The sequence below is a fragment of the Streptomyces lasalocidi genome, assembly GCF_005280215.1.
Lineage (GTDB): Bacteria > Actinomycetota > Actinomycetes > Streptomycetales > Streptomycetaceae > Streptomyces > Streptomyces longwoodensis.
Map to the genome: position 1 here is coordinate 884886 of NZ_SZNQ01000001.1, position 25171 is coordinate 910056.

At 75.4% G+C, this 25171-nt stretch carries 26 protein-coding genes and 2 pseudogenes; 12 read left to right on the forward strand and 16 right to left on the reverse strand.

All coding sequences use genetic code 11. From position 1 onward, the window contains the following. Nucleotides 1–807, reverse strand: coding sequence for a putative protein N(5)-glutamine methyltransferase (locus E4U91_RS03840; RefSeq protein ID WP_137305222.1), 807 nt, complete (start codon nucleotides 805–807; stop codon nucleotides 1–3). 239 nt (nucleotides 808–1046) lie between these two features. Here E4U91_RS03840 and E4U91_RS03845 point away from each other — a divergent pair, with 239 nt between their 5' ends. Beyond that, nucleotides 1047–1514: a MarR family winged helix-turn-helix transcriptional regulator gene (locus tag E4U91_RS03845; protein WP_137305223.1), complete on the forward strand. Its 468-nt coding sequence runs from the start codon at nucleotides 1047–1049 to the stop codon at nucleotides 1512–1514. 48 nt (nucleotides 1515–1562) lie between these two features. Here E4U91_RS03845 and E4U91_RS03850 read toward each other — a convergent pair whose 3' ends face one another. Beyond that, a complete protein-coding gene (locus E4U91_RS03850; RefSeq protein WP_137305224.1) occupies nucleotides 1563–2315 on the reverse strand; it encodes a GNAT family N-acetyltransferase in 753 nt (250 codons plus the stop codon). Beyond that, the gene (locus tag E4U91_RS03855; protein ID WP_137305225.1) at nucleotides 2312–3247 is read right to left on the reverse strand and encodes a quinone oxidoreductase family protein; all 936 of its coding nucleotides are present in this window, start codon (nucleotides 3245–3247) and stop codon (nucleotides 2312–2314) included. Before E4U91_RS03855 ends, E4U91_RS03850 begins: the two co-directional genes overlap by 4 nt. A 223-nt stretch (nucleotides 3248–3470) precedes the next feature. Between E4U91_RS03855 and E4U91_RS03860 the strand changes: the two genes are divergently transcribed. The 6 genes from E4U91_RS03860 (at nucleotide 3471) to E4U91_RS03885 (ending at nucleotide 8833) form a co-directional block, all read left to right on the forward strand. Continuing rightward, on the forward strand, nucleotides 3471–4076 hold the full coding sequence (locus tag E4U91_RS03860; RefSeq protein ID WP_137305226.1) for a sulfite oxidase-like oxidoreductase: 606 nt from the start codon (nucleotides 3471–3473) through the stop codon (nucleotides 4074–4076). Next, nucleotides 4069–4860 carry a ferredoxin reductase gene (locus tag E4U91_RS03865; RefSeq protein ID WP_137305227.1) on the forward strand — a complete coding sequence of 264 codons (792 nt, stop codon included), beginning with the start codon at nucleotides 4069–4071 and terminating at the stop codon, nucleotides 4858–4860. Before E4U91_RS03860 ends, E4U91_RS03865 begins: the two co-directional genes overlap by 8 nt. A gap of 111 nt (nucleotides 4861–4971) precedes the next feature. Further along, entirely contained in the window at nucleotides 4972–5559 is a 588-nt protein-coding gene (locus E4U91_RS03870; protein ID WP_137305228.1) for an Rv1733c family protein, read from the forward strand. Between the two features lie 101 nt (nucleotides 5560–5660). Continuing rightward, nucleotides 5661–6629: an acetylxylan esterase gene (locus E4U91_RS03875; protein WP_137305229.1), complete on the forward strand. Its 969-nt coding sequence runs from the start codon at nucleotides 5661–5663 to the stop codon at nucleotides 6627–6629. A gap of 148 nt (nucleotides 6630–6777) precedes the next feature. Further along, nucleotides 6778–7944 (forward strand): serine hydrolase domain-containing protein, encoded by a 1167-nt coding sequence (locus tag E4U91_RS03880; RefSeq protein WP_137305230.1) that lies wholly within the window; start codon nucleotides 6778–6780, stop codon nucleotides 7942–7944. A gap of 145 nt (nucleotides 7945–8089) precedes the next feature. Further along, nucleotides 8090–8833: a GntR family transcriptional regulator gene (locus E4U91_RS03885; protein ID WP_137305231.1), complete on the forward strand. Its 744-nt coding sequence runs from the start codon at nucleotides 8090–8092 to the stop codon at nucleotides 8831–8833. A gap of 52 nt (nucleotides 8834–8885) precedes the next feature. Here the strand turns inward: E4U91_RS03885 and E4U91_RS03890 are convergent, their stop codons facing one another. Together E4U91_RS03890 and E4U91_RS03895 are read right to left on the reverse strand one after the other, a co-directional pair. Next, nucleotides 8886–9611, reverse strand: coding sequence for a class I SAM-dependent methyltransferase (locus tag E4U91_RS03890; RefSeq protein ID WP_137305232.1), 726 nt, complete (start codon nucleotides 9609–9611; stop codon nucleotides 8886–8888). Nucleotides 9612–9616: 5 nt separating this feature from the next. After that, entirely contained in the window at nucleotides 9617–10180 is a 564-nt protein-coding gene (locus E4U91_RS03895) for a PadR family transcriptional regulator (RefSeq protein WP_137305233.1), read from the reverse strand. An 81-nt stretch (nucleotides 10181–10261) separates the two neighbouring features. Here E4U91_RS03895 and E4U91_RS03900 point away from each other — a divergent pair, with 81 nt between their 5' ends. The 4 genes and pseudogenes from E4U91_RS03900 to E4U91_RS38855 form a co-directional block, all read left to right on the forward strand. After that, nucleotides 10262–10660 carry a nuclear transport factor 2 family protein gene (locus tag E4U91_RS03900; protein WP_137305234.1) on the forward strand — a complete coding sequence of 133 codons (399 nt, stop codon included), beginning with the start codon at nucleotides 10262–10264 and terminating at the stop codon, nucleotides 10658–10660. A 40-nt stretch (nucleotides 10661–10700) separates the two neighbouring features. After that, entirely contained in the window at nucleotides 10701–11237 is a 537-nt protein-coding gene (locus E4U91_RS03905) for a P-loop NTPase family protein (RefSeq protein WP_137305235.1), read from the forward strand. A gap of 386 nt (nucleotides 11238–11623) precedes the next feature. After that, complete coding sequence (gene rho / locus E4U91_RS03910; RefSeq protein WP_137305236.1) at nucleotides 11624–12766, forward strand: transcription termination factor Rho; 1143 nt, start codon at nucleotides 11624–11626, stop codon at nucleotides 12764–12766. A 128-nt stretch (nucleotides 12767–12894) separates the two neighbouring features. Continuing rightward, a pseudogene (locus tag E4U91_RS38855) lies at nucleotides 12895–13740 on the forward strand (D-alanyl-D-alanine carboxypeptidase family protein); the annotation flags it as partial. Nucleotides 13741–13823: 83 nt separating this feature from the next. Here the strand turns inward: E4U91_RS38855 and E4U91_RS39750 are convergent. From E4U91_RS39750 to crcB (E4U91_RS03965), 10 genes are all read right to left on the reverse strand, one after another. After that, nucleotides 13824–15194: a glycosyltransferase 87 family protein gene (locus E4U91_RS39750; protein ID WP_137305238.1), complete on the reverse strand. Its 1371-nt coding sequence runs from the start codon at nucleotides 15192–15194 to the stop codon at nucleotides 13824–13826. After that, the gene (mptB, locus tag E4U91_RS03925; protein WP_137305239.1) at nucleotides 15191–16585 is read right to left on the reverse strand and encodes a polyprenol phosphomannose-dependent alpha 1,6 mannosyltransferase MptB; all 1395 of its coding nucleotides are present in this window, start codon (nucleotides 16583–16585) and stop codon (nucleotides 15191–15193) included. Before mptB ends, E4U91_RS39750 begins: the two co-directional genes overlap by 4 nt. 148 nt (nucleotides 16586–16733) lie before the next feature. Continuing rightward, nucleotides 16734–17672, reverse strand: a complete 939-nt coding sequence (locus E4U91_RS03930; RefSeq protein WP_168218062.1) for a glutaminase — start codon at nucleotides 17670–17672, stop codon at nucleotides 16734–16736. 48 nt (nucleotides 17673–17720) lie between these two features. Beyond that, on the reverse strand, nucleotides 17721–19199 hold the full coding sequence (gene aspA / locus E4U91_RS03935) for an aspartate ammonia-lyase (protein ID WP_168218063.1): 1479 nt from the start codon (nucleotides 19197–19199) through the stop codon (nucleotides 17721–17723). A 72-nt stretch (nucleotides 19200–19271) separates the two neighbouring features. After that, on the reverse strand, nucleotides 19272–20324 hold the full coding sequence (locus E4U91_RS03940) for an asparaginase (protein ID WP_137305241.1): 1053 nt from the start codon (nucleotides 20322–20324) through the stop codon (nucleotides 19272–19274). Nucleotides 20325–20489: 165 nt separating this feature from the next. Then, a complete protein-coding gene (locus E4U91_RS03945; protein WP_137305242.1) occupies nucleotides 20490–21218 on the reverse strand; it encodes a FadR/GntR family transcriptional regulator in 729 nt (242 codons plus the stop codon). A 126-nt stretch (nucleotides 21219–21344) separates the two neighbouring features. Then, complete coding sequence (locus tag E4U91_RS03950) at nucleotides 21345–22181, reverse strand: undecaprenyl-diphosphate phosphatase (RefSeq protein WP_137305243.1); 837 nt, start codon at nucleotides 22179–22181, stop codon at nucleotides 21345–21347. 77 nt (nucleotides 22182–22258) lie between these two features. Beyond that, a complete protein-coding gene (gene crcB, locus E4U91_RS03955; protein ID WP_137305244.1) occupies nucleotides 22259–22615 on the reverse strand; it encodes a fluoride efflux transporter CrcB in 357 nt (118 codons plus the stop codon). After that, nucleotides 22612–23034 carry a DUF190 domain-containing protein gene (locus E4U91_RS03960; protein ID WP_137305245.1) on the reverse strand — a complete coding sequence of 141 codons (423 nt, stop codon included), beginning with the start codon at nucleotides 23032–23034 and terminating at the stop codon, nucleotides 22612–22614. Before E4U91_RS03960 ends, crcB (E4U91_RS03955) begins: the two co-directional genes overlap by 4 nt. Beyond that, a complete protein-coding gene (gene crcB, locus E4U91_RS03965; RefSeq protein ID WP_137305246.1) occupies nucleotides 23031–23483 on the reverse strand; it encodes a fluoride efflux transporter CrcB in 453 nt (150 codons plus the stop codon). Before crcB (E4U91_RS03965) ends, E4U91_RS03960 begins: the two co-directional genes overlap by 4 nt. Nucleotides 23484–23811: 328 nt before the next feature. On the opposite strand from crcB (E4U91_RS03965), the pseudogene E4U91_RS03970 reads away from it, so the two are divergent. After that, nucleotides 23812–23883 (forward strand): annotated as a pseudogene (locus E4U91_RS03970) (telomere-protecting terminal protein Tpg); the annotation flags it as partial. A gap of 70 nt (nucleotides 23884–23953) precedes the next feature. Here E4U91_RS03970 and E4U91_RS03975 read toward each other — a convergent pair. Continuing rightward, nucleotides 23954–25168, reverse strand: coding sequence for an MFS transporter (locus tag E4U91_RS03975; RefSeq protein WP_241678502.1), 1215 nt, complete (start codon nucleotides 25166–25168; stop codon nucleotides 23954–23956). Between the last annotated feature and the right edge of the window lie 3 nt (nucleotides 25169–25171).

Here is a 25171-nt window from a genome sequence, read left to right on the forward strand (position 1 = left end):
TCACGGCGTGCGCGTGCCGACCACCACGTGGGCCCAGCGGTCGTCGTCCACCGCGAGGCGGGCCGTCAGGCCGCTGCCGGTGAACGCCTCGACGGCGTCCGGGGCCTGGCGCTCGCTCGTCTCGACCAGCAGGCAGCCGCCGGGCGCGAGCCACGCGGGCGCCCCGGCGGCCACCCGGCGCAGCACCTCCAGGCCGTCGGCGCCGCCGTCCAGCGCGGTCAGCGGCTCGTGGTCACGGGCCTCCGCCGGGAGCAGGGGCACCTCGCGGGAGGGGACGTAGGGCACGTTCGCGGCGAGGATGTCCACCCGCCCGCGCAGCCGGTCCGGGAGCGGACCGAACAGGTCGCCCTCGTACACTCGCCCGCCCAGGTCCGCGAGGTTGCCGCGGGCGCAGCGCACGGCGGCCGGGTCGAGGTCGGCGGCGTGCAGTTCCACGGAGCCGAGGGCGGTGGCGAGGGCGGCGCCGACCGCGCCCGAGCCGCAGCACAGGTCGACGACCACGCGCGCGTGCGGGGCGTGGGCGAGGGCCTGGTCCACCAGGAACTCGGTGCGGCGGCGGGGCACGAAGACCCCGGGCGCGACGGTGACGCGCAGGCCGTGGAACTCGGCCCAGCCGACGACGAGTTCCAGCGGCTCTCCGGCGACCCGGCGGGCGACCAGGGCGGCGGCCTCGTCGGGGGTGCGGGCGGTGGCGAGGATCAGCCGGGCCTCGTCCTCGGCGAAGACGCAGCCGGCGGCGCGGAGCGCGGCGACGACGGCATCCGGGGACGACGGCGAGGGGGCGGGGGACGGTGACAGGGGTGGCATGACAGCCGTGCGGCCTTTCGGAGGGCGAAGGGCGCTCCTGCGGTCCTAGCGCCGGCCTTCCGGGCCGTGCGGAGGGGGGAGCACCCGCTGCGGTACTGCGGTGATCGGTCCCACCTCCTCGGCTCCACGGGCGCGCGGCGGATCCGCGACCGGACGATCACCCTACCCCAACGCCCCCGCCCAACGACCCTGTCCCGGCGGCCCGATGAACGACCACGGCACGGTTGTATTATGCAACCATGAGTGGTCTGTCAGGTACGGTTCGGCGCGGTGGGGACGGCGCCGGGGCGGCCGTCGAGGTCATCCAGCGGGAGATGACCGTGTTCGCCCGGCGGGCCAGGGCGGCGGCGGGCCGGATGCACCCCGAGCTGACGCTGGTGTCGTACACGCTGCTCGGACACCTGGAGGAGAGCGGCGGCTGCCGGGCGACCGACCTGGCCACGCACTACGCCCTGGACAAGTCGACCGTCAGCCGCCAGGTCTCCGCGCTGGAGCGCGCGGGGCTGGTCGAGCGGCGCCCCGACCCGGAGGACCTCCGGGTCCAGGTCCTCGACCTCACCGCGGCGGGCCGCAGCGTCCTCGCCCAGGTCACGGAGCGCCGCCGGGCGGCCTTCCGGGAACGGCTCGCGGACTGGGAGGCGGAGGACCTGGAGAGGTTCGCGGCGTACCTGGTGCGCTACAACGCCCGGCCCGCCGAGGACGACTGAGGCGGCGCGGGGCGCCCGGGCCACCTCACCCCGCGCTCGGATCCGCCGTCAGGCCACCCCCACCGCCTCCCGGTCCTCCTCCCCCAGCCGCTCCGGCGCCCGTGCCGCCAGGAACGCCGTCCTGAGGCGGAGCCGGAAGCCGAGGGACTCGTAGAGGCGGATCGCGTCGGTGTTGTGGGCGCCGGTGTGCAGGAACGGTGTCTCGCCGCGCTCGCGGATGCCGTGGGCGACGGCGAGGACCAGCCGGGTCGCCAGGCCCTGGCCGCGGGCGGCGGGGTCGGTGCAGACCGCGCTGATCTCGGTGTGGCCGGGCGGGTGGAGGCGTTCGCCGGCCATCGCCACGAGGCGGCCCTCCCGGCGTATGCCCAGGTAGGTGCCGAGCTCGATGGTGCGCAGCTCGAACGGCCCGGGCCGGGTGCGGGCGACCAGGTCGCGCATCTCGGGGACGTCCGCGGGGCCGAGGCGGACCGCCTCGGGGTCGGGCGCGGCGGCGAGGCCGTCGTCGACCAGCTGCACGCCCTCGGCCCGGAACGTGATCTCCCAGCCCTCCGGCACCGCGCCCCGGAAGCCGAGCAGCGGGACCTCCGCGCCGGGCCCGGCCAGCGCGACGAGGTCCGCCCAGTCGTCGGCGTCCGGCTCGTCGGGCAGCGCCAGCCACGGGGACACGTCGACCGGGTAGCGCAGCACCCGTCCCCGGCGCTCGGCGAAGTGGGCGTGCGGGCCGGTGAGGGACGCCAGCGCCGGGTTGTCCAGTACGTGCCGGGCCGGCTGCCCGCCCTGGTCGTGCGACGTCCCGCTCACGCGTCCGCCCCCACTTCGATGACGACCTTGCCGCGGGCGTGCCCGTCCTCGACCTCGCGCAGGGCGGACCCGGCCTGCTCCAGCGGGTAGGTCCGGGTCACCAGGGGGTCCAGCACCCCGCGCAGCACGAGGTCCGCCACGGCGTCCAGGACGGCGGCGGTGCGGGCGCGGACCACGCGGGCGCCGCCGAGTGCCCGGACCGCGTCCTCCGTCGCGCCGGCCGTGATGAGCCGGGAGCGGTCGGTCAGCAGGCCGGCCGCCTCCGGCAGCACCTCGCCGCCCACCAGGTCGTACACCGCGTCGACGCCGTCCGGTGCGGCCGCGGCCCGGGCCCGCTCGGCCCAGCCCGGCCCGGAGGGGACGTGCACGGCGCCCAGCGCCTCCACGGAGTCCTTCTTCGACTCGCTCGCCACGCCGATGACCCGCAGGCCCTCGGCGCGGGCGATCTGGGTCGCGGCCACGCCGACGCCACCGCCCGCGCCGGTGATCAGCAGGGTGGCCCCGGCGGGCAGGCCGAGCTGGCGGACGCCGTCGTAGGCGGTCGCGGCGGCGACGGGGAGGGCGGCCGCGTCGGTGAAGGACAGCCCGGCCGGCTTGCGGGCGGTGATGTCGCCCGCGAGGAGCGCGTACTCGGCGTAGCCGCCGGCCACCGCGGTGCCGAACACCTCGTCGCCGGGCGCGAAGCCGGTGACGCCCTCGCCGGTCTCCTCGACGACACCCGCCACCTCGTTGCCGAGGACGGCCGGGAAGGTCTGCTCGCCGTCCTCGCCGGGGCGCCGGAAGCCGGTGCGCTGCTTCCAGTCGACGGGGTTCACACCGGCCGCGCGGACGGCGACCAGCACCTCGCCGGGGCCGGGGCGGGGCCGGTCGACCTCGATCAGCGCCTCGGTCTCCGGACCCCCGTACCGCGTGAAGACGTACGCCTTGGGCATCGCTTCCCTCTCCTTCGTTCGCGCGGCCCGACGGGGGCCGCCACCACTGGGCAAGGGGTGCGGGCCGGACGCTATTCCCCACGGCCGTGGAAGTTCACACCGCTTTAATGATCGCCGCCCACCCGGGGCGGGAGCACGGCTGACGTGGCCTTACGGTGGAAGGCGCACCCCGCGCGCGGCACCGCGCGCCCCCGTCGTCGCACCGAGGCAGGCACCACCCCGTATGAACGTCACGCGAGGCTTCACCGGACGCTCGCGCGCCCGGCACCCCGGACTCCCCCCGGGCCAGTACGACGCGGGCACCGACTGGCCCGTCCTGTCCGCCGAGGTGACCCCCGACCTCGCGCCCGAGGAGTGGACCTTCCGCGTCGACGGGCTGGTCGCCGAGGAGCGCACCTGGACCTGGGCCGAGGCGCGGGCGCTGCCCGGGTCGGTCTACGAGGGCGACATCCACTGCGTGACCAGCTGGTCGAAGTTCGGCGTGCGGTTCGGGGGCGTCTCCCTGGACGTGTTCCTGGACGCGGTGCGGCCCGACCCGGCCGCGACGCACGCCGTGGCCTACGCGCACACCGGGTACACCACCAGCCTTCCGCTGGCGGACCTGCGGGGCGGGCGGGCCTGGATCGCGTTCGAGTACGCGGGCGCGCCCCTGCCGCCCGAGCACGGGGGTCCGGCGCGGCTGCTGGTGCCGCACCTGTACTTCTGGAAGAGCGCGAAGTGGATCGCCGGCATCCGCCTCCTCGACCACGACGAGCCCGGGTTCTGGGAGCAGAACGGCTACCACGCGCGCGGCAACCCCTGGGAGGAGCAGAGGTACTCCGGTGACTGACCTCGCCCCCGCCCCCGAGCAGGCCTCCGCTCCCCCGGCCGCCGCCCCGGCGACCCGGTTCGCCGTGCCCGGCCGGATCGCCGTGGACGCCCCGCAGGCCGGTGAGTGGCAGCCGGCCACGCTCAGCGCGATCCGCCGCGAGACGGACCGCGCGGCCACGTTCCGGCTCGCGGTGCCCGGCTGGCCGGGGCACCTGCCCGGCCAGCACCTGATGCTGCGGCTGACCGCCGCGGACGGCTACACCGCGCAGCGGCACTACTCGATCGCCTCCGCGCCCGACGACTCGGGCCACATCGAGCTGACCCTGGACCACGTCGAGGGCGGTGAGGTCTCCGGCTGGTTCCACACCGAGGCCCGGCCCGGCGACCGGGTCGAGGTGCGCGGCCCGGTGAGCGGCTTCTTCGCCTGGCCCGGCGACCGGCCCGCCCTGCTGGTCGGCGCGGGCTCCGGCGTCGTACCGCTGATGTCGATGGTCCGGCACCACCGGGCGCGCGGTCTGGACGTACCGCTGCGGCTGCTGGTGTCCGCGCGCGGCCCCGAGGAGCTGATCTACGCGCGCGAGTACGGCCCGGAGACGACGCCGGTCTTCACCCGCCGGGCGCCCCGGGGCACACCCGTGGGCCGGCTGGGCGCGGCGCACCTGGAGCCGGTCCTCGCCGAGCGGCCGCCCGGCGGCTGGGAGGCCTACGTGTGCGGGTCGAACGGGTTCGCCGAGCACGCCTCGCGCCTGCTGGTGGCGGCCGGACAGCCGGTGGACCGCATCCGCATCGAGCGCTTCGGCTGACCGCCCGCCGCACCCGCGCCACCGGTGACGTCGGCTTCCCGTTGAACAATGGCTCCAGTAGGCGTACGACTTTCCTGTGGGCACTCGTCCGCGTGCGGCGAGGAGGTCGACGTGCGAATCCGGGTGCGCGGCTGGCGCTGGCGGAGCAATCCGCTGCGGCGCCGGTCGGATGTGGTGGAGGCGTGGACGGCGCTGGTGGTGGCCGTGCTGCTGCTGGTGAGCGCGCCCCTGGCCGGGTCCCTCGCGGGCCGGTGGGCGCACGACGAGGCACGTGCCGTGGCGTCGGCCCAGCGGGCCGACCGCCACCGGGTGCGCGCCGAGGTGGTGGGTGACCTCCCGGACGCCCTGCCGGTGATGGAGGACGGGCGCCGGCGGAGCTACCGGGTCACCGTGCGCTGGACGCCGCCCGGCGAGCGGCCGCGGCTGACGGCGGCGCGGGTGCCTGCGGGCACGCGCACCGGCGACACGGTGACCGTGTGGCTGGACTCCCGGGGACGGGGAGTCGCCGCGCCGCCCGACGAGACGGCGGTGTGGCAGCACACCCTGACCATCGGCACCTGCGTCGCCCTGGGCGCCGGGACCACGGTGCTGCTGGCGCACGCGGTGGTCCGCCGGGTGGCGCTGCGCCGCCGGCTGGGCGAGTGGGAGCGGGACTGGGCCCGCACCGAACCGCAGTGGACGCGGCGGCACAACGCCTGAGCCGCGGTCCCCGCGCGCGGGGCACGGGGTCTGGTGGGCGCCGTCACGGGCACGTACGGTGTGCTGGTTCGTTCAGCCCGTTGACAAAAAGGCGGTCCTGCATGGCCCTGTTCGACCTCTCCCTCGACGAACTGCGCGCGTACCGCAGCGCGTCCACCGAGCCGGAGGACTTCGACGCGTTCTGGTCCAAGACGCTCCAGGAGGCGCGCGCCCATGACCTGGACGCCCGGTTCGAGCCGGTCGACACGGGCCTGTCGACGGTCGAGGTGTTCGACGTGACGTTCGCCGGGTTCGGCGGGCACCCGGTCAGGGGCTGGCTGACGCTGCCCGCCGGCGCCACCGCACCGCTGCCGCTCGTCGTGGAGTTCGTCGGCTACGGCGGCGGGCGCGGTCTGCCCCACGAGCACCTGCTGTGGGCGTCGTCGGGCCGGGCCCACTTCGTCATGGACACCCGCGGCCAGGGCAGCACCTGGGGCGGGGGCGGCGCCACGGCCGACCCGGTGGCGGGCGCCCCCGCGTACCCGGGCTTCATGACCCGGGGCCTGGACGCGCCCGAGAACTACTACTACCGGCGGGTGTTCACGGACGCGGTGCGCGCGGTGGAGGCGGCCCGGTCGCACCCGCTGACCGACGCCTCGCGCACGGTGGCGGTCGGCGCGAGCCAGGGCGGCGGCATCACGATCGCCGTGGGCGGCCTGGTGCCCGACCTGGTGGCGGTCGCGCCGGACGTGCCGTTCCTGTGCGACTTCCCGCGGGCCGTGACCCTGACGGACCGTCACCCGTACCGGGAGATAGGCCTGTTCCTCAAGACGCACCGGGGCCGCAGCGGGGACGCGCTGCGCACGCTGTCCTACTTCGACGGGGTGCACTTCGCGGCGCGCGGCTCGGCGCCCGCGCTGTTCTCGGCAGCGCTGGAGGACCAGACCTGCCCGCCGTCGACGGTGTTCGCCGCCTTCAACGCCTGGGCGCACGAGGACAAGGCGGTCGAGGTCTACGACTTCAACGACCACGAGGGCGGCGGCCCCTACCAGGAGGCCGCGAAGCTGCGCTGGCTGCGGTCCCACGCCTGAGTCGGGACGGCCCGCCGGCCGGGAGGCGTTCCGCGGACGTGACCTTCCCACTGGTCCGACCGGTCGGTATGTTCGGGGAGCCCGGCCCGCGGCGACGCGGGCGGGACTTCACGGTTCCAGGTTTCCCGGCGGATGACGGAGGGCGCCCATGTCCGAGGACGAGGCACAGCTGCACGGCCACTGCGACGCGCGGTTCGCCGCGGTGCGGGAGGCGTTCGAGGAGAACTTCCGGACCCGGGGCGAACTCGGCGCGGCCGTCACGGTGATCGCGGACGGCGAGGCCGTGGTGGACCTGTGGGGCGGCTGGGCCGACCCGGCGCGCACCCGCCCGTGGCAGCGGGACACCCTGGTCAACGTCTGGTCGACCACCAAGGGCCCGGTGGCGCTGTGCGCGCACCTCCTGGCCGACCGGGGCCTGCTCGACCTGGACGCCCCGGTCGCGGCGTACTGGCCGGAATTCGCCGCCGCGGGCAAGGAGAAGGTGCTCGTACGGCACCTGCTGTCGCACCGAGCGGGCCTGGCCGGGCTGCGCGAGCCGCACTCGCTGGAGCAGCTGTGCGACTGGGGGACGACCGTCGCGCGCCTCGCGGCCACCGAGCCGTGGTGGGAGCCGGGTGAGCGGTTCGGCTACCACGCGCTGACCTACGGCCACCTCGTCGGCGAGGTGGTGCGGCGGGTGTCGGGGCTGACACCGGGCGCGTTCCTTGAGCGGGAGGTGACCGGGCCGCTCGGCGTCGACTTCACGATCGGGCTGCCCGGGAAGGACGCCGGCCGGGTGGCCGAGCTGGAGCACGCACCGGCCCCGTCACCCGGCGAACAGCAGGCGGCCGCCGGCCGGTTGGCGCCGGTGGCGCTGGCCGCGCTGACCAACCCGGCGGTGGGCGCGGCCGGGGCCAACACCCCGGCGTGGCGGGCCGCCGAGATACCCGCCGCGAACGGGCACGGCACGGCACGCGCGGTGGCGGAGCTGTACGCGGTCCTCGCCGGGCGCGGCACCCACGCCGGGCACCGGGTCCTGTCCCCGGCGGCGGTCGAGCGGGTGCGCGAGGGACAGGGCAGCGGACGGGACCTGGTGCTGGGCGCGGGACTCGGGCGGGACACGGAGATCGGCCTGGGTCTGTGGCTGAGCGGACCGCACGGCTCGTACGGGCCGAACCCGCGGGCTTTCGGACACGACGGCTTCGGCGGCTCCTGCGGACTCGCGGACCCCGAGGCGGGGGTGGCGCTGGGCTACGTCATGAACCGGATGGGGCCGCGGATCGCCGACGACCCTCGGAAGATGGCCCTGGTGGACGCCCTGTACCAGGCGCTGTGACGCGGCCGGGGCCGACGGGGCGACGGGGCCCGCTTTCGGCCGTTCGGGCGGGCCGCCCTTCCCTGGTGGTTTAGACCAATGGTAGATGTGGTGGCGCACCGAGCCCGAACGGCTACGAAACGTCACCACAGGAGGCGCGCGGCACATGGCCCGCAGCATCCCCCGGGAGCACCCGCACATCGAGGAACGGCCGCTGTACTGGCGGATCGCCATGGAACTGCTGGGCGCCCTGCGCGACGGCACCTTCCCACCGGGCCGTCGGCTGCCCGGTGAACGGCGGCTGGCGCAGCAGTACGGCGTCAGCCGGGAGACCGTACGACAGGCACTGGACGTGCTGCGCCGGGACGGCCTGGTCGACACCGACCGGCGCGGCAGTCACGCCGCCCTGCCGGGAACGCCGGTGTCCACGCCCACCTGCCTGGCCTTCCCGCTGGGCGCCGGGGCGGCCGAACCCGGCACCGTGAACACGGCCAGCGTCAGCTGGGAGCCGCCCCCGCCGGAGCACGCCGAGGCGCTCGGCCTCGCCCCGCACCGGCCGACCCTGGTCCACCGCTACGAGGCCGCCGGGACGGACGGACGGGGCCGGCGTACGGCCGTGACGTCGTTCTCGGCCGTCGCGCTCGCCGAGGTCGAGGAGCTGGCCCGCTACCGCGAGCGCGTCGGCGCACCCGGCACGCCCCAACTGCGGCGCGCCTACGACTGGATGCGCCGGGCGGGCCTGACGCTGCACCACCACGACGCGATCACCCGCCTGCCCGACGCCCCGTCGATGCGGGTGACCCGCCGGGTGCACGACCAGTACGCGCGCCCGCTGGAGATCACCGACCTGCTGGTCGACACCCGCCAGGGCGCCCTGGTCTACGAGTTCACGCTGCCCGCGGCCGGGTGAGGCCCGGTGGCGGCCCGCCGGGGCCGGCCGCGTCCCGCCCCGCGGGGCGGCGTCAGGAGGTCCGGCGGGCCGCCACCATGCGGACGCGGGGGCTGCCGTCGTCGCGGCGGCCGAACTCCGGCAGGGCGTACAGGTCCACCGCGAAGCCGGCGCGCTCCAGTTCGCGGCGGACGTCGCCGAGCCGGAAGGCCCGGTAGTACATCACGAACGGCGGCCGCCACAGGGCGTTGCGCACCCGCATCACGGCGTCGAAGCCCAGCAGCATCCAGAACGCCGGGTGGGCGAGGCGCGGTGGCGCGAGGACCGGGAAGGCAAAGGTGCCGCCGGGCCGCAGCACCCGGTGCACCTGCCGGAACAGGCCCGGGAGTTCACGCGGCAGGAAGTGGCCGAAGGCACCGAAGCTGACCACCAGGTCGAAGGCGGACGCGAAGGGCAGGGCGCGGGCGTCCGCGCGGACGAAGGAGACCCGCGGGCCGGTGACGTCCGTGCGCCGGCGGGCCTCCGCCAGCATCCCGGCGCTGAAGTCGACCCCGGTGACGCCCGAGCGGCACACCTCGGCGAGGACGCCCAGGCCGGCGCCGGTGCCGCAGCACAGGTCCAGGCCCTCCTCGTAGGGGCCGGTGCGCCGCAGGGCGGCGGCGACCGCGTCCAGGACCGGGTCCGGGGTGCGGAAGGGCGTGTGGTCGAACTTCGGCGCGAGCAGGTCGTAGCCGCGCTCGACGGACGACAGCGCCTGGACGGCGAGTTCGCGCAGGGTCGGGCCCTCGGGGCTGAACATCCGGGTCAGCTTAGGGCAACGCGCCGGCCGAGGACGGACAGGACCCGCTCGCACCAGCGCAGGTTCTCCTCCTCGAAGCCGATCCCGGCCAGCAGGGTGAGGTACGGGCCGACGCGGTCGGCCTCGCGCAGGTACTCCTCCTCCGAGCGGCCGGCCAGCAGCCGCTCCCGGACCCGCTCGTACCGGCCGAGCTTGCCGCGCGCCCAGCTCATGCGCTCCTCGACCAGCTCCCGGACGGTGCCCGGATCGACGCCGTCGCTCGCCTGGATCTTGATGAGCAGCTCGTCGCGGATCGCGGTGGGCCGGCGCGGCGGGGCGGCGGAGAAGGCCCGCAGGTCGGCGCGGCCGGCCTCGGTGAGCGTGAACATCCGCTTGTTGGGGCGCCGTTCCTGCTGCACCACCCGGGCCTCGATCAGCCCGTCCCCGGCCAGCCGCTCCAGCTCCCGGTAGAGCTGCTGCGGAGTGGCGGGCCAGAAGTTCGCCAGCGAGACGTCGAAGACCTTGGACAGCTCGTATCCCGAGGCCTCGCCCTCCAGGAGGGCGGCCAGGACGGCGTACTTGAGAGACATGTGGACACGGTAACAGCGGGTGATTATTGTCGGACGCACCTATTCAAAAAGTTGACTGATGAGAGAGTCGCAGGTGATCCGATGCGCGCCTTCCGCGAGGCCGTCGAGGCACGGGACATGGACGCCGTGGAGGCGCTGCTGGCCGAGGACGTCGTCTTCACCAGCCCGGTGGCGTTCAAGCCGTACGAGGGCAGGGCGCTGACCGCGGCCATCCTGCGCGGGGTTTTGCGCGTCTTCGAGGACTTCCGCTACGAGCGCGAGCTGTCCGGCTCCGACGGCCGCGACCACGCCCTGGTGTTCACGACCCGGGTGGACGGCCGCGAGCTGACCGGCTGCGACTTCCTCCACGTCGACGAGGACGGGCTGATCGACCGGTTCATGGTGATGGTGCGTCCGCTGTCGGGTGCGCAGGCCCTCGCGGCGGCCATGGGTGCCCAGTTCGAGCAGATCGCCCGGGAGGCGTCGGGCGCGGCGGGGTGAACGCCGTGCCCCGCCCTGAACGCGCACCGGCCTGCCGCCCATGAAGGCGGGCAGCGCCGGCACCCGGCTGATCGTCCTGCGCGGGAACTCCGCGTCCGGCAAGTCGTCCGTGGCGGCCGGGATCCGTGACCGCTTCGGCCGGGGCGTCGCGCTGGTCGGGCAGGACCACCTGCGCCGGACCGTGCTGCGCGAGCGGGACCGGCCGGGCGGGGCGAACATCGGGCTCATCGACACCGTCGCGCGCTACGCCCTCGACGCCGGCTACCACGTCGTCGTCGAGGGCATCCTCGACGCCTCCCGCTACGGCGCGATGCTCGGCCGTCTGTGCGCCGACCACCGTGGGCCCACGCACGGCTACTACCTGGACGTGCCGTTCGAGGAGACCCTCCTGCGGCACGCCACCAAACCGGACCTGCCGGGCGTGGGCGAGGAGCAGCTGCGGGAGTGGTACCGGCCGCTGGACCTGCTGCCCGGCCTCGGGGAGACCGTGATCGGCGCCGGCAGCGCACTGGCCGACACGGTGGAGCTGATCCTGCGGGAGACCGGGCTGGCGGGGCTGCCGGCGCGGGAGTACTGAGCGGGGAAGGCCGACCGCGCGGCACCGCGCCAGCACCGGCCCCGGCTGTCCGGACGGTCACGGAATACGGCGGGCCCCCGCCGTGTTGGACCCCGCAGAACGGCGAGCGAGTGCTACGCTGCCGTCAGCACCTGTGCACGCCCCGTCGTGGGCGTCGGTGCGGATCTTCCCCCCGTCGCTCTTCTCTTCTTCGCGACGCCCTTGGTTTTCCGTCCGCACCCCGGGCCCACGCCCTTCACGCACCCGGGTGCCGTTCCCGCCGCTCGGAGGCCCTTCCGTACGCCAGGCAGTCGCCCTCTTCGCGCACGCCGGCCGGCCTCCGCTCTCCGCGGCCCCTCCCTTCCCGCAGCTTTCCCAGCCCGTCGTCCTCGAAAGGACCGACCACCATGACCACCACACTCGAACGTCCCCCCGTCCAGCAGCGGCCCCCGGTCCGCACCGTCACCGGTGTGCTCGACGTCGACGGCGACGGCAAGGGGCACCTGCGCGGCCCGGACTGGCTGCCCTCCCCCGCCGACCCCACGGTCCCCGTCGCGCTGATCCGCCGTCACGGCCTGCGCAAGGGCGACCTGGTGGAGGGCGTGCGCGGCGAGCAGCGCGCGCTGACCGACGTCACCCGCGTCGACGGCCGGACGCCGGACGCGCTGCGCGACCGCCGCCACTTCCGCGACCTGACACCCCTGCACCCGAGCGAGCGGCTGCGCCTGGAACACCCGGCCGCCGGGCTCGCCGGGCGCGTCACCGATCTGCTCGCCCCCGTCGGCAAGGGCCAGCGCGGCCTGCTCGTGGCCCCGCCCAAGACCGGCAAGACCGTGCTGCTCCAGCAGCTCGCCGCGGCCGTCGCCGGCAACCACCCCGAGTGCCGGCTGATGGTCGTGCTGCTCGACGAACGTCCCGAGGAGGTCACCGACATGCGCCGCTCGGTGCGCGGCGAGGTGTTCGCCTCGACCTTCGACCGGGCCCCGCGGCAGCACATCGCGCTCGCCGACCTGGTGATCGAGCGGGCCAAGCGGCTGGTGGAGGCCGGCGACGACGTCGTGATCCTCCTCGACTCCCTGACCCGGCTGTGCCGGGCCCACAACAACGCGGCCGCCTCCGGGGGCCGGACGCTCAGCGGCGGCGTCGACGCGGGCGCGCTGATCGGTCCCAAGCGGTTCTTCGGGGCCGCGCGCGCCGCCGAGGAGGGCGGCTCGCTCACGATCCTCGCCACGGCGCTCGTGGAGACCGGCTCGCGCGCCGACGACTTCTTCTTCGAGGAGCTCAAGGGCACCGGCAACATGGAGCTGCGCCTGGACCGCGAACCGGCCTCCCGGCGCGTCTTCCCGGCCGTCGACATCGACGCCTCCGGCACCCGCCGCGAGGAACTCCTGCTGACCTCCTCCGAGTTGGGCGCCGTACGGGGCCTGCGGCGGGCGCTGCGCACCCGGGACGGGCACGCGCACCTGGAGACCCTGCTGGAGCGCATGCGCCAGAGCCCGGACAACGCGACGTTCCTGCGGCGGATCCAGCCGACCCTGCCGGGGGCGTAGCGTCCCGCACGGGGGGGCGCCTACGGCATCCGGGTGCACGCGGACCCGCGTACGGCATCCGGGTGCACGCGAGGCGCGTACGGCACGGGCAGCGCGGGGATGGCGCCCCCGGTTCCTACGTTGCTCATATGAAGATCGGATTCTCTTCTCGGTCGCTCGCGTCCCGGACCACCGCGTCGGCCTGCGCGCTCTGCGCGGCCGGGGTGCTCGTCCTCGGCCCGGCCGCGGTCGCCGCCCCGCACGCGGCGGACCCGGGGACGCCGGGCGGCCCCGGGGCGGCGCCCGCGCCGGGACTGCTCCACCAGCCCGGGGTGCAGGTCCGGCCCCGTCCCGGCGCGCCCGCGGTCCCGGCGCTGTCCGCGCTGTCGTGGCTGGTGGCCGACGCCGACAGCGGTGACGTGCTGGCCGCCTCCGACGCGCACCGCCCGCTGCCGCCCGCCAGCACCCTCAAGACGCTCTTCGCGCTCACCGTGCTGCCCTCGCTGCCCGCCGGGATCCGGCACCGGGTCGGCGAGCAGGAGCTGGCCGGGATCGGCGCGGGCAGCAGCCTGGTCGGGGTCGCGCCGGGACGCACGTACGAGGTCGCCGACCTGTGGCGCGGGGTGTTCCTGAACTCCGGCAACGACGCCGTGCACGTCCTCGCCGCGCTCAGCGGCGGCTGGCAGGCGGCGGCCGAGCGGATGCAGGCCAAGGCACGGGAACTCGGCGCGTTCGACACTCACGTGCTGTCGCCCGACGGGTACGACACACCCGGCCAGGTGTCGTCGGCGTACGACCTCGCGGTCTTCGGGCGGGCCGGACTGCGCAACGCCGACTTCGCCCGGTACTGCGCGACCGCGCTGGCCCGGTTCCCCGGCGCCGACGGGGGCTCGTACGCGATCGCCAACACCAACCGGCTGCTGACCGGCAACGGGGTCGCGCCGTACCCGGGGCTGATCGGCATCAAGAACGGCTACACCACGCAGGCCGGGAACACCCTGGTGGCCGCCGCCCGCCGGGACGGGCGCACGCTGGTGGTGACGGTGATGAACCCTCGGTCGGGCGGCGGCCTCGCGGTCTACGAGGAGGCGCGGGCGCTGCTGGACTGGGGGTTCGCCGCCGCCGGGAGCGTCGACCCGGTGGGATCGCTGGACGCCCCGCGCGCCGCCCCGCCCAGGCCCGGGCCCGCCGCGGTGCCGGCGGCCCCGGTCGCCGCCCCCGCCACGGCGCAGGAGGACGACCGTCCGGGCTGGCCGGACGCGGTGGCCGTGGTGGGGGCCGCCTGTCTGGGGGCCGCCGCCGTCGCGCTGGGGCTGCGGTGGCGGCTGCGCCGCTCCGCCGGGACCTGATCGGCCGGCAGGAACAGCAGCAGCCCGAGGGTGACCCACGTGTAGGTGTTGGCGCCGAGGAACCCGTCGACGCCCGAGGCGTCGTCGAACCACAGCCACACCACGCTGGTGCACATCACGGCGTACAGGGCGCCCGCCACGCGCGGGTGCCCGGCGCGGAGCAGCACGGCGAACGCCGGCAGCACCCACACCAGGTGGTGCACCCAGGTGACCGGGCTGACCAGACAGGCCGTCAGGCCGGTCAGCGCGAACGCCGCCGGCCAGTCGCCCGCGGCCGCCGCCCGGCGCGAGCGGCGGGCCCAGACGGCCAGTACGGCCAGCGCGCACACCGCCCACACGGTGTGGCCCCCCACGCCGAGGCGCGCCAGGACGCCCTGGAGCGACTGGTTGGAGACGTAGTCCAGGCGGCCCACCCGGCCGGTGTCCCACATCGCCTCGGTCCAGTAGAAGCGCGAGGCGTCCGGGGCGACCAGCGCGGCGAACCCCGTGGCCGCGACGGCGACCGCGGTGGCCAGACCGGCGGCGCGCGGGCGGCGGGCGAGGAGCAGCAGCCCGATGAACAGCGCCGGCGTGAGTTTGACCGCCGCGGCGAGGCCGATGCCGACGCCCGCCCAGCGGGTCCGGCCGGTCGCCAGCAGCCAGGCGTCGGTCAGCACCAGCGCCAGCAGCAGGACGTTCACCTGCCCGAAGCTGACGGTGTCGCGCAGCGGCTCGTACAGGGCGAGGACACAGGCGGCCAGGGCGGCCCTGTACCAGCCGTGCCGCCGCCAGGACGGTCCGGCCAGCACCCGCAGCACCCAGGCGAGGGCCGCTAGGTCGAGCAGCAGGCACAGCGCGACGGCGGCGCCCAGGCCGAGCAGTGCCATCGGGAGCATGGTGACCGCCGCGAACGGCGGATAGGTGAAGCCGTACGGGGTGCCCGGGACCCGGTAGTCGTAGAGGCGGCCGCCGTGGTGGACCCAGGCGTCGACGGCGCCGTGGTAGACGCGCAGGTCGAACCAGTCACGCAGCAGCGGCACGGTCGCGGTGAAGGCGGTGACGGCGGCGGCGAGGACGACGACCAGCGCGAGCCGGCCGCGCGCGGTGCGGGGCGCCCTCATGCCGTGCGCGCCGAGACCGCGGGCCCCGCGGCCAGCCGGGCCTGCCACAGCACAACCACGGCGAGGGCCCCGCCCGAGACGGCAAGGAGCAGTTGGTCGGCGCCGGCCGGACCGCCGTCGGGCAGGACGGCGAGGGCCAGGACCCCCGCCACGGCCCCCACGCGGTGGCGCACCGAGGCGCTGGGCGCGGCGGCGGCGAGCAGGAACAGCGCCCACAGCGCGTACCAGGGGCGGATCGCCGGGCCGAACGCGGCGACCGCGGCGAGGCTCAGACCGAGCGCGTACACCGGGCGCGGCCGCAGCCGCCACCAGATGACGGCCAGCAGGCCGGCGGTGAGGGCGAGGCCGAGGGCGTGCCAGACGGGCACGGCCAGCGGGGCCAGGTCGCTGCCGAGGTGCTCCAGCAGGGACCGGGTGGCACGGCCGAGGAGGCTGGTGAGGGCCCAGTTCTGCGCGGACACGGGGGTGTCCAGGGCGCCGATCCAGCCGTAGCCCGTGCCCGCGACCGCCGTCGCCGCGACCGTGGTGGCGGCGGTCGCGGCGAGGGTCGTCAGCACGGCCGGAACCGGACGGCGGCCGGCCCGCAGCTGCACCACGAGGATCACCGCCAGACCGAGGACGGCGGGCGCCTTGACCAGGGCGGCGAGCGTGACGAGCACGGCGCCGAGGACCGGGCGGCGACCGAGCGCGGCCACCAGGCCGAGGCCCAGCAGGCCCAGCATCATGGCGTCGTTGTGGGCGCCCGCCACCAGGTGCAGCAGGACCAGCGGGTTGAGCACGCCCAGCCACAGCGCGGCGGACGGGTCGGCGCCGCAGTGCCGGGCCAGGCGGGGCAGCACGGCGGCCATCAGCGCCACGCCGAGCAGGGCGACGAGGCGCATCCCGAGCAGTCCGGCGGGGAGCCCGCCCCGGGTGAGGCCCGACAGGGCGGCCGCGAGGGCGAGGAACACCGGGCCGTACGGGGCGCCGGTGTGCTGCCACAGCGGGGCGACCTCGTCGGCGAGGGGCCCGCCGAGCCGGGCGGGGCCGTGGGCGTAGACGTCCAAGTGGGCGTCGACCATGGCGCCCTGCGCCAGGTAGCTGTAGACGTCCCGGCTGAACAGCGGCGGCGCGAGGAGCAGCGGCGCCGCCCAGACGGCGAGGACCAGCGCCAGCGCCCGGGGGGTCGGCCGGTCGGCGCCGCCCACCAGACGGCCGAGCAGCGCCCAGGCCGCGGTCAGCAGGACCAGGCCGAAGTAGACGCCGACCAGGCCGAGGACGGCCCGGGGCGAGGAGGGGGCCAGGAGCTCGCGGGCAGGCAGGGCACCGGCCGTCTCGCCGCCGAACGCGAGACACGCGGTGCCGCCCAGGCCGAGCACCTGGCAGCGGCGGAGATCGACGGGGTGCGCCATGGCCAACACCCGGCCAGTGTGCAGGGACCGGGTGGCCGGAAAGCGACGTCTCCCCAGCGGTCCGACGGCCTGCGCGTGACCGCGGCGTGCGGGCTCGCCTCCCGGGGCGATCCCGAGCCGCGCCCGTGAGCACGCCGGACCCGTCCGCTCAGAACACGGACAGGCCGGTGAGGGTGGTGAAGCGGTCCAGGGCCGCCACGCCGGCGACCGAGTTGCCGCGCTCGTCCAGGCCCGGGCTCCACACGCACAGGGTGCAGCGGCCGGGCACCACCGCGATGACGCCGCCCCCGACGCCGCTCTTGCCGGGCAGCCCGACGCGGTAGGCGAAGTCGCCGGCCGCGTCGTACGTGCCGCAGGTCAGCATGATCGCGTTGATCTGCTTGGCCTGGCTGCGGCTGAGCAGCCGCGAGCCGTCGGAGCGGATGCCGTGCCGGGCCAGGAACGTGGTCGCCAGGGCGAGGTCGGCGCAGGAGGCCGCGACGGAGCACTGGCGGAAGTACTGCTCCAGCAGCACCGGCACGGGGTTGTCGATGTTGCCGTAGGACGCCATGAAATGGGCGAGGGCTGCGTTGCGGGCGCCGTGCGCCGACTCCGAGGCGGCCACCTCCTGGTCGAAGCCGAGCGCGGGGTTGCCGCTCTCCGTGCGCAGGAACGCCAGCAGTTCGCCGGCCGCGTCGCCGGTACGGGTGTGCAGGCGGTCGGTGACGACCAGGGCGCCCGCGTTGATGAACGGGTTGCGCGGGATGCCGTTCTCGTACTCCAGCTGCACCAGGGAGTTGAAGGGGTTGCCGGAGGGCTCGCGCCCCACGTGCTCCCACAGGGAGTCGCCCTCGCGGGCCAGGTCCAGGGCCAGCGTGAACACCTTGGTGATGGACTGCGCCGAGAACGGCTGCCGCCAGTCGCCCACGCCGTACACCGTGCCGTCGAGCTCCGCGACGGCCATGCCGAAGCGGCGCGGGTCGCAGGCGGCGAGCGCGGGGATGTAGTCGGCGGGGCGGCCGCGGCCGGGGGTCCGCTCGATCTCCTCCGCGATGCGCTCCAGGACCGGCTGGAAGGCGAGCGACGACGTCGTGGTCATGATCGCCATTGTGCCTCCGGGCCGGTCCCGGCGCTCAGCCGCGGGAGGGGCGGGGGGTCAGCGGCGGCCGGTGGCCGGGGCGCTGCCGGGCAGGGGCGGGGCGCCGCCCGGGAGGGGCGAGCCGGTGCCGGGGAGCGGGGAGCCGGTGCCCGCCAGCACCTCGGGGCGCAGCAGGTCGGCCAGCCGGTCGGCGGGCAACAACCCCTTCTCCAGCACGAGTTCGGCGACGCCGCGACCGGTGACGAGGGCCTCCTTGGCGATCTCGGTGGCGGCCTCGTAGCCGATGTGCGGGTTGAGGGCGGTGACGAGGCCTATGGAGTTCTCCACCGAGGCCCGCAGCGCCCGGGTGTTGGCGGTGATGCCGGACACGCAGCGCTCGGCGAGCGTGAGGCAGGCGGCGCGCAGGTGGGTGAGGGACTCCGACAGGGAGTGCAGGATGATCGGTTCGAAGGCGTTCAGCTGGAGCTGGCCGGCCTCCGCGGCCATCGTGATGGTGACGTCGTTGCCGATGACCTCGAAGGCCACCTGGTTGACGACCTCCGGGATCACCGGGTTGACCTTGCCCGGCATGATGGACGAACCCGCCTGCACCGGCGGCAGGTTGATCTCGCCCAGGCCGGCGCGCGGGCCGGAGGACAGCAGGCGCAGGTCGTTGCAGCTCTTGGAGAGCTTGACCGCGATCCGCTTGAGCACGCCGGACATCTGCACGAACGCGCCGCAGTCCTGGGTGGCTTCGACGAGATTGGCGGCGGTGACCAGGGGCAGGCCGGTGATCGCGGCGAGGTGACGGCGGGCCGCCTCGGCGTACCCGGCGGGGGCGTTGAGGCCGGTGCCGATGGCGGTGGCGCCGAGGTTGATCTCATGGACCAGCTCGACGGCCTCGGCGAGCCGGAGCCGGTCCTCGTCCAGCATGACGGCGTACGCGGAGAACTCCTGGCCGAGCGTCATGGGCACCGCGTCCTGCAACTGCGTGCGGCCCATCTTCAGCACGTCGCGGAACTCGACGGCCTTGCGCGCGAAGGCGTCCTGGAGCACGGCCATCGCCTTGAGCAGCCCGCGCACCGCGAACACCGTCGCGACCTTGACGGCCGTGGGGTACACGTCGTTGGTGGACTGGCCGAGGTTGACGTCCTCGTTGGGGTGCAGGTGGCGGTAGTCGCCCTTCGCGTGACCCAGCAGCTCCAGCGCCCGGTTGGCGACGACCTCGTTGGCGTTCATGTTCGTCGAGGTGCCGGCGCCGCCCTGCACGACGTCCACGACGAACTGGTCGTGCAGCTTGCCCGCCCGGATCTCCCGGCACGCCTCCACGATGGCCGCGGCCTTCCTCGGCTCCAGCAGCCCGAGCTCCTCGTTGGCGAGCGCCGCGGCCTCCTTCACGGCGGCCAGGGCGTCGATCAGGTGCGGGTAGGCGGAGATCGGGGTGCCGGTGATGGGGAAGTTCTCGGTGGCGCGCAGGGTGTGGACACCCCAGTACGCGTCGGCGGGGACGTCACGGTGGCCCAGCAGGTCGTGTTCACTGCGGGTGGGGGCGGTCATGGAGGAACGGGCCTCTTTCCGAGGTGCGGAGGGGGTCGGGGACGCGGGGCGGGGCGGCGGGGGCGGGTCGCGCTACGCGCACACGCCGGCGGGGGCCCGCTCGGAGCCGTCCGACGGAGCGGCGGGGCCGGCCGGGTCGAGGGCGGCCACCGGCCCCAGGGAGCCCACCGGTCGCCCGCCGCCGAGCAGCGGCATCCCGGCGAACCCGGTGAGCAGGGACGGGTCGACGCCGGCGCGGGCCAGCGCGGCGGCGGCCACCAGGACGCGGGCCCGGTCCGCCCCGTCGGCGATCTTGACGGCGATCGCCCGCCCGTCGGGCAGCGCGGCCACCTCGACGCCCTCGAAGCCGTCCTTGGCGAGCAGTCCGGGGACGGCCCGCATCAGCGCGGCGACGTCGCGCCCGGCGCCCGAGGCCATCTCGGCGTGCTCGCGCACGGCGTCGGCGACCCGGGCCTCGGGGGTGCCGGGGGCGGCGGTGGTGATGCGGGCGGCGGCCCGGGCGAGGCCGTGCAGGGACACCGCGAACAGGGGCGCGCCGCAGCCGTCGACACTCACCCGGGCGATCCGCTGGCCGGTGAGGTCCTCGACGATCTCGGCGATCGCCTGCTGGAGCGGGTGGCGGGGGTCGAGATAGTCCTCCAGGGACCAGCCGTTGAGGACGCAGGTGTACAGCATGGCGGCGTGCTTGCCGGAGCAGTTCTGGGCGAGGCGGGAGGGCGGCCGGCCCTCGCGCACCCACGCGTCGCGGACGACGGGGCCGTACGGCAGGTCGGGCACGTTGCGCAGGTCGTCCTCGGTGAGGCCGGCCAGGGCGAGGATGCGGCGGGCGCCGTCGAGGTGGCGTTCCTCGCCGGAGTGGCTGGCGGCGGCGAGCGAGAGCAGCTCGCCCTCCAACGGCAGTCCGGCCCGCACCATGGCGACGGCCTGGACGGGCTTGAGGGCGGACCGCGGGTAGAAGGCGGCCTCGATGTCGCCGAGCTGGAGGGCGACCTGACCATCGGCGTCGAGGACGACGACGGAGCCGTGGTGGACGCCCTCGGTCACCCCGCCGCGGACGAGCCGGGCGACGGGCACGTGGAGGGGTTCACGGACGACGGGGGGGTCGGCGAGGGAACTGCTGTACATCACTGCCTGCTCACTGGTGGGTGGACGGGACGGGGTGCGGCGCGGGGGTGGTGCGCCCGCCCGGGCGGGGGTGTGCCGCGGACGGCGTCGACGTGCGCGAGTGTGCCGCGGACGGCGCCGACGTGGGCGGGCGCGGGACGGGTCGCGTCCCGGGGTGCTGCCCGCTCACGGGGTGGTTCCGGTGTCCGGGGCGGTCGTGCGCGGGGAGCGCACGATGTCGGTGAGGGTCGTCTCGACGCGGTCGAGGTGGTGGCTCATCGCCTGGACGGCGTCGTGCTCGGATCCGTCGACCAGGGCCTCCACGATGGCCCGGTGCTCGCGGTTGGACTGCTCGCGCCGGCCGCCCAGCTCGTTGAGGAAGGCCGACTGGCGGGCCAGGGCGTCGCGGATCTCCTCGATGACGCGGCGGAAGACCGGGTTCTGGGCGGCCTCGGCGACGGCGAGGTGGAAGAGGGTGTCCATCGCGACCCACGCGGTGGTGTCGGTCTCGCGCTCCATGCGGTCGAGGAGGTGCGCCAGGTGGTCGAGGTTTTCCGGGGTGCGGCGCAGGGCGGCGTACCCGGCGACCGGGACCTCCACGTGGCGGCGCACCTCCAGCAGGTCGCTGGCCGCGTAGTCGCCGAAGGTGGGGTCCTCCACGGCGTGGGCGACCACGAAGGTGCCCTTGCCGGTGCGGGAGACGGTCAGACCCATGGTCTGCAGGGCGCGCAGGGCCTCGCGCAGCACGGGCCGGGACACCTCGAGGGTGCGGCACAGCTCGGCCTCGGAGGGGAGCTTGTCCCCCACGGCGTACTCGCCGCGCTCGATGGCGCCGCGCAGGTGGGTGAGGACGGCTTCCATGGCGCTGACGCGCCGCGGCCCGGACCCACCTGTCTGGCTGTCTGACAGGTTCACGGGAGAGATGGTCCGTGGCGGCGGCCGGTGCTGTCAAGCGGTGCCCTCGCGGGAGGGTCCCGGGACGCGCGGGGGCGTGCCACCCGCCAGGCGGTGGCACGCCCCGGTGCGGCCCGGACCGACGGGTCAGCTGTCGAGGACCCCGGCGCCCAGCAGGCCGAAGAGCAGGACGCCGACGACCAGCCGGTAGATCACGAAGGCGTTGAAGGAGTGCTTGGCGACGAACTTCAGCAGCCAGGCGATGGACGCGTAGGCGACCACGAAGGACACGACCGTGCCGACGGCCAGCGGGGCCGCGCCCACGCCCGCGCCGAGGGCGTCCTTCAGCTCGTACAGCCCGGCGCCGGTCAGGGCCGGGATGCCGAGGAAGAACGACAGCCGGGTGGCGGCGACCCGGTCCAGGTCGAGGATGAGCGCGGTGGACATGGTGGCGCCGGAGCGCGAGAACCCCGGGAAGAGCAGCGCGAGGATCTGGGAGCTGCCGACCAGCATCGCGTCCTTGAACGAGGTGTCGTCCTCACCGCGCTTGTGGCGGCCCATCTGGTCGGCGGCCCACATCACGCCGGACCCCACGATCAGGGAACCCGCCACCACCCACAGCGAGGCGAGCGGGCCCTCGATGAGAGGCTTGGCGGCCAGGCCCACCACCACGATCGGGACGGTCGCGGCGATCACCCACCAGGCGAACTTGTAGTCGTGGTGGTAGCGCTCCTCCTTGTGCCTCAGACCCCGGAACCAGGCGGAGACGATCCGCACGATGTCCTTGAAGAAGTACACGAGCACGGCGGCGATCGCGCCGACCTGGATGACGGCCGAGAACCCGACGACGGCGTCGTCGTCGACCGGGATGCCCATGAGGCCCTCGGTGATCTTCAGGTGGCCGGTGGAGGAGACGGGGAGGAACTCGGTCACTCCCTCGACGGCTCCCAGGATGACGGCTTGGCCGACGGAGATGGCGCTCATGGGGTCCAGTTCTGCGGGTCGACGACAGTGCGGTAGACAGTCCTATCAGGCGTGGGTACGAGCCGACGCCCCCGCGTTCAGGCCGCCTGTCCGAGCCAGACCCCCGCGAAGGCCGCGCCGAGACCGACGGTCACGCTCGCCACGACGTTGACGGTGGCGGCCAGGCCCGCGCCGGTCTCGGCCAGCCGCAGGGTCTCGTAGGAGAACGTCGAGTACGTCGTCAGCGCCCCGCACAGTCCGGTGCCCAGGAACAGCCGCAGGTCGGGGCCCGGGGCGGCGCCGGTCAGCACGCCCAGGACCAGGCAGCCGACGGCGTTGACCACGAAGGTGCCCCAGGGGAAGACCGAGTCGTGGCGGGACTGCACCGCGCGGTCGGTGAGATAGCGCAGCGGGGCGCCGATCATGCCCCCGGCCACGACCACCAGCCAGTTCACAACGAGTTCTTACCCTTCCTGTCCGTTCCGTCCGCTTCCTCGTCGCCGCGGCCGGCGGCGGGAGCGGCGCCCCCGGGCGTCCGGCGGGAGGCCCGGTGCAGGACCACCTCGCACTCCTCCACGGTCACCAGACCGTCCGTGAGCAGCTCGTCGAGCTGGGGCAGGAAGGCGCGGACGCGCTCCTCGGTGTCCACGACGACGACCGCCACCGGCAGGTCCTCGGCGAGCGACAGGAGCCGCGAGGTGTGGATCCGCGAGGAGGTGCCGAAGCCCTCGATGCCCCGGAAGACGCTCGCCCCGGCGAGCCCGGCCGCGTGGGCGCGGTGCACGACCTCCGCGTACAGGGGCCGGCGGTGCACGGTGTCGTTCTCCCCGACGAGGACGGTCAGCCGCAGGGCACGGCCGGTGAGTACGGTCATCGTGGCCTCCTGAGCAGGACGCGGCGGGTCGCCGTGGCCGCGAGCCACACCGCCGTGAGCGCCGCGCACGGGGTGGCGGCGAGGTAGGCGAGGGCGGTACGCGCGTGACCGGCGTCGAACAGCCGCTGGAGGTCGACGGCGTACGTCGAGAAGGTGGTGAACCCGCCGAGCACCCCGGTGCCGAAGAACGGGCGGACCAGGCGGTGGGCGGTCAGCACCTCGGTGATCAGCACCAGGAACACCCCGATGACGGCGCAGCCGACGACGTTCACCCAGAAGGTGGTCCAGGGGAAGCCGCCCTGCGCCGTGGGCCACTCCTGGGCGGCGGCGTAGCGGGCGAGCGCGCCGAGCCCTCCCCCGACGGCCACCACCCCGACCACGGGGAGCTGCCCGCTCCCGGGGCGCCGGGGCGCGGCGGTACGGACACTCCCGGCTTCCTGCGCTGTCATGCGGTACGTCTCCTGCCCGGCCGGTTCCGCCCACCTCACGGGGGGTGATCGCGGCCGGGCACCAGCCTAGGCCGTGTCCGCAAAGTCACACCTGCCCGGCGACGCCCGGCACGCTCCCCCACGCTCGGCTTCGCTCGCGCGGGAGGTGCCCCACCGCCGCACTGAGCGAACTCCCGAGTAGGGCCAGTACGCGGGCGCGCCCCACTCGCGGTGCATGACGGCGGGCTGCACAGCCCGGTCAGGGGCCGTTCCCCGCCCGGCAGCGCCTCCGGATCGGCGCCCCGGTCGAGCCGTCGCCGGATGTTCCGCTGGTCGCGCCAGCCCTCCCGGCGGCCGCCGCGTCGGCAGCCTGAAGGAGGTCCGGTTCACGGACATCGAGCACCTCGAGTTCCAGCTGTAGCAGCCGCGCCCTGAGCACCCGCGAGACCGAACCGCATCGGTCCGGTCTCGCTCGCGTACTGCGGACGACGTCACAGCGCCGAGGCCGCGCGGTCACCCCCTTGCCGGCGCCGCGCGGGACGACCGGGGCGTTCGGCGAAGGCGCTGACGGCGGTGATGAGGAGGGTGATGGCGACACCGCCGAGGATCGCCACCGACGGGGACGCCAGGTCCAGAGCCACTGCGGACAGGGACGCGGTGGCGCTGTAGCCCACGCCCTGGACTGCGTACATCACCGAGTACGCGGAGGCGTGGGCGTGTTCGGGCAGGCGTTCGCGCAGGCTGAGGTTGCGGGTGACCATCACGCCGGACTGGAAGGCACCCGCGAGGAGCAGGGCCACGGCGATGCCGCCCAGGCCCGGCAGCAGGGTGATCAGGCAGACGCAGGCGGCGGTGACGGCGAGGAGGACCAGGCTCTGCACCCGTACCGAGCCGGGCCAGGTCCGCAGGCCGTAGCAGAGCGCGCCGGCCGCGCTGGCCAGGGCGAACCCGGCGAGCAGCGGGCCGGACCAGCCGACGGCGATGTCCCGGTCCTCCAGGAGCGCGGGCAGGACGAGTTCGGCGGTGGCCAGCATCGCCATGGCGGCCGCGCTGGTGAGGTACACGGGCCAGCCGGACAGCAGGGTCCGGGTCATCGGCGCGGCGGAGCGCCCGGCGGGCTCGGGGGCCCTGGGCTCCGGGAGGCGGAGCAGCAGCAGGGAGCCGGTGGCCGCGAGCAGCGCGCCCAGCAGCAGCGGGGCGCCGGGGTCCACCTGGAGGGCCAGCAGGACCACCAGGCCGGGGGCCGCGGCCCAGACGCACTGGGTGAGGGTGGCTTCGGCGCTCAGGGCGCGGGGCACCAGGTCGTCGTCGACCAGCCGGGTCAGCGCGGCCCGCAGGCCGCCGGGGCAGGCCGCCGGCGCGGCGCCGGCCAGGAAGGCGAGGGCCAGCAGGACGGGCGAGGGGGCGGAGTGCGCGAAGGGCAGGGCGCCGAAGGCGAGCGCGCCCGCCAGCAGCCCGGCGGAGAGCTGCCGGCGCATCCCGCCGCGGCCCAGCCGGGTGCCGAGCAGGGGGGCGCCGACGACCTCGCCGAGAACGTACGCGGAGGCCAGGCTCGCGCCGAGGGTGTAGCCCCCCGGGCTCTCCCTGCTGAGGAAGACCAGGGCCAGCGGGGCCATGGCCACAGGGACCTTGCTGGCCAGGGAGACCAGGGCCCACAACAGCAGTTCACGGGTCATCAGGTCCCGGTAGCCGGGTCGTGCGGACAACGC

Coding starts and splice junctions, on each gene's coding strand:
- E4U91_RS03880 (WP_137305230.1), top strand. CDS start 6,778: ATGTCCGAGGACGAGGCACAGCTGCACGGCCACTGCGACGCGCGGTTC.
- E4U91_RS03940 (WP_137305241.1), bottom strand. CDS start 20,324: ATGTACAGCAGTTCCCTCGCCGACCCCCCCGTCGTCCGTGAACCCCTC.
- E4U91_RS03930 (WP_168218062.1), bottom strand. CDS start 17,672: ATGGCGATCATGACCACGACGTCGTCGCTCGCCTTCCAGCCGGTCCTG.
- E4U91_RS03905 (WP_137305235.1), top strand. CDS start 10,701: ATGAAGGCGGGCAGCGCCGGCACCCGGCTGATCGTCCTGCGCGGGAAC.
- E4U91_RS03900 (WP_137305234.1), top strand. CDS start 10,262: ATGCGCGCCTTCCGCGAGGCCGTCGAGGCACGGGACATGGACGCCGTG.
- E4U91_RS03960 (WP_137305245.1), bottom strand. CDS start 23,034: ATGACCGTACTCACCGGCCGTGCCCTGCGGCTGACCGTCCTCGTCGGG.
- E4U91_RS03895 (WP_137305233.1), bottom strand. CDS start 10,180: ATGTCTCTCAAGTACGCCGTCCTGGCCGCCCTCCTGGAGGGCGAGGCC.
- E4U91_RS03875 (WP_137305229.1), top strand. CDS start 5,661: ATGGCCCTGTTCGACCTCTCCCTCGACGAACTGCGCGCGTACCGCAGC.
- E4U91_RS03885 (WP_137305231.1), top strand. CDS start 8,090: ATGGCCCGCAGCATCCCCCGGGAGCACCCGCACATCGAGGAACGGCCG.
- mptB (WP_137305239.1), bottom strand. CDS start 16,585: ATGGCGCACCCCGTCGATCTCCGCCGCTGCCAGGTGCTCGGCCTGGGC.
- E4U91_RS39750 (WP_137305238.1), bottom strand. CDS start 15,194: ATGAGGGCGCCCCGCACCGCGCGCGGCCGGCTCGCGCTGGTCGTCGTC.
- E4U91_RS03860 (WP_137305226.1), top strand. CDS start 3,471: ATGAACGTCACGCGAGGCTTCACCGGACGCTCGCGCGCCCGGCACCCC.
- E4U91_RS03950 (WP_137305243.1), bottom strand. CDS start 22,181: ATGAGCGCCATCTCCGTCGGCCAAGCCGTCATCCTGGGAGCCGTCGAG.
- crcB (WP_137305246.1), bottom strand. CDS start 23,483: ATGACAGCGCAGGAAGCCGGGAGTGTCCGTACCGCCGCGCCCCGGCGC.
- aspA (WP_168218063.1), bottom strand. CDS start 19,199: ATGACCGCCCCCACCCGCAGTGAACACGACCTGCTGGGCCACCGTGAC.
- E4U91_RS03845 (WP_137305223.1), top strand. CDS start 1,047: ATGAGTGGTCTGTCAGGTACGGTTCGGCGCGGTGGGGACGGCGCCGGG.
- E4U91_RS03855 (WP_137305225.1), bottom strand. CDS start 3,247: ATGCCCAAGGCGTACGTCTTCACGCGGTACGGGGGTCCGGAGACCGAG.
- E4U91_RS03840 (WP_137305222.1), bottom strand. CDS start 807: ATGCCACCCCTGTCACCGTCCCCCGCCCCCTCGCCGTCGTCCCCGGAT.
- E4U91_RS03890 (WP_137305232.1), bottom strand. CDS start 9,611: ATGTTCAGCCCCGAGGGCCCGACCCTGCGCGAACTCGCCGTCCAGGCG.
- rho (WP_137305236.1), top strand. CDS start 11,624: ATGACCACCACACTCGAACGTCCCCCCGTCCAGCAGCGGCCCCCGGTC.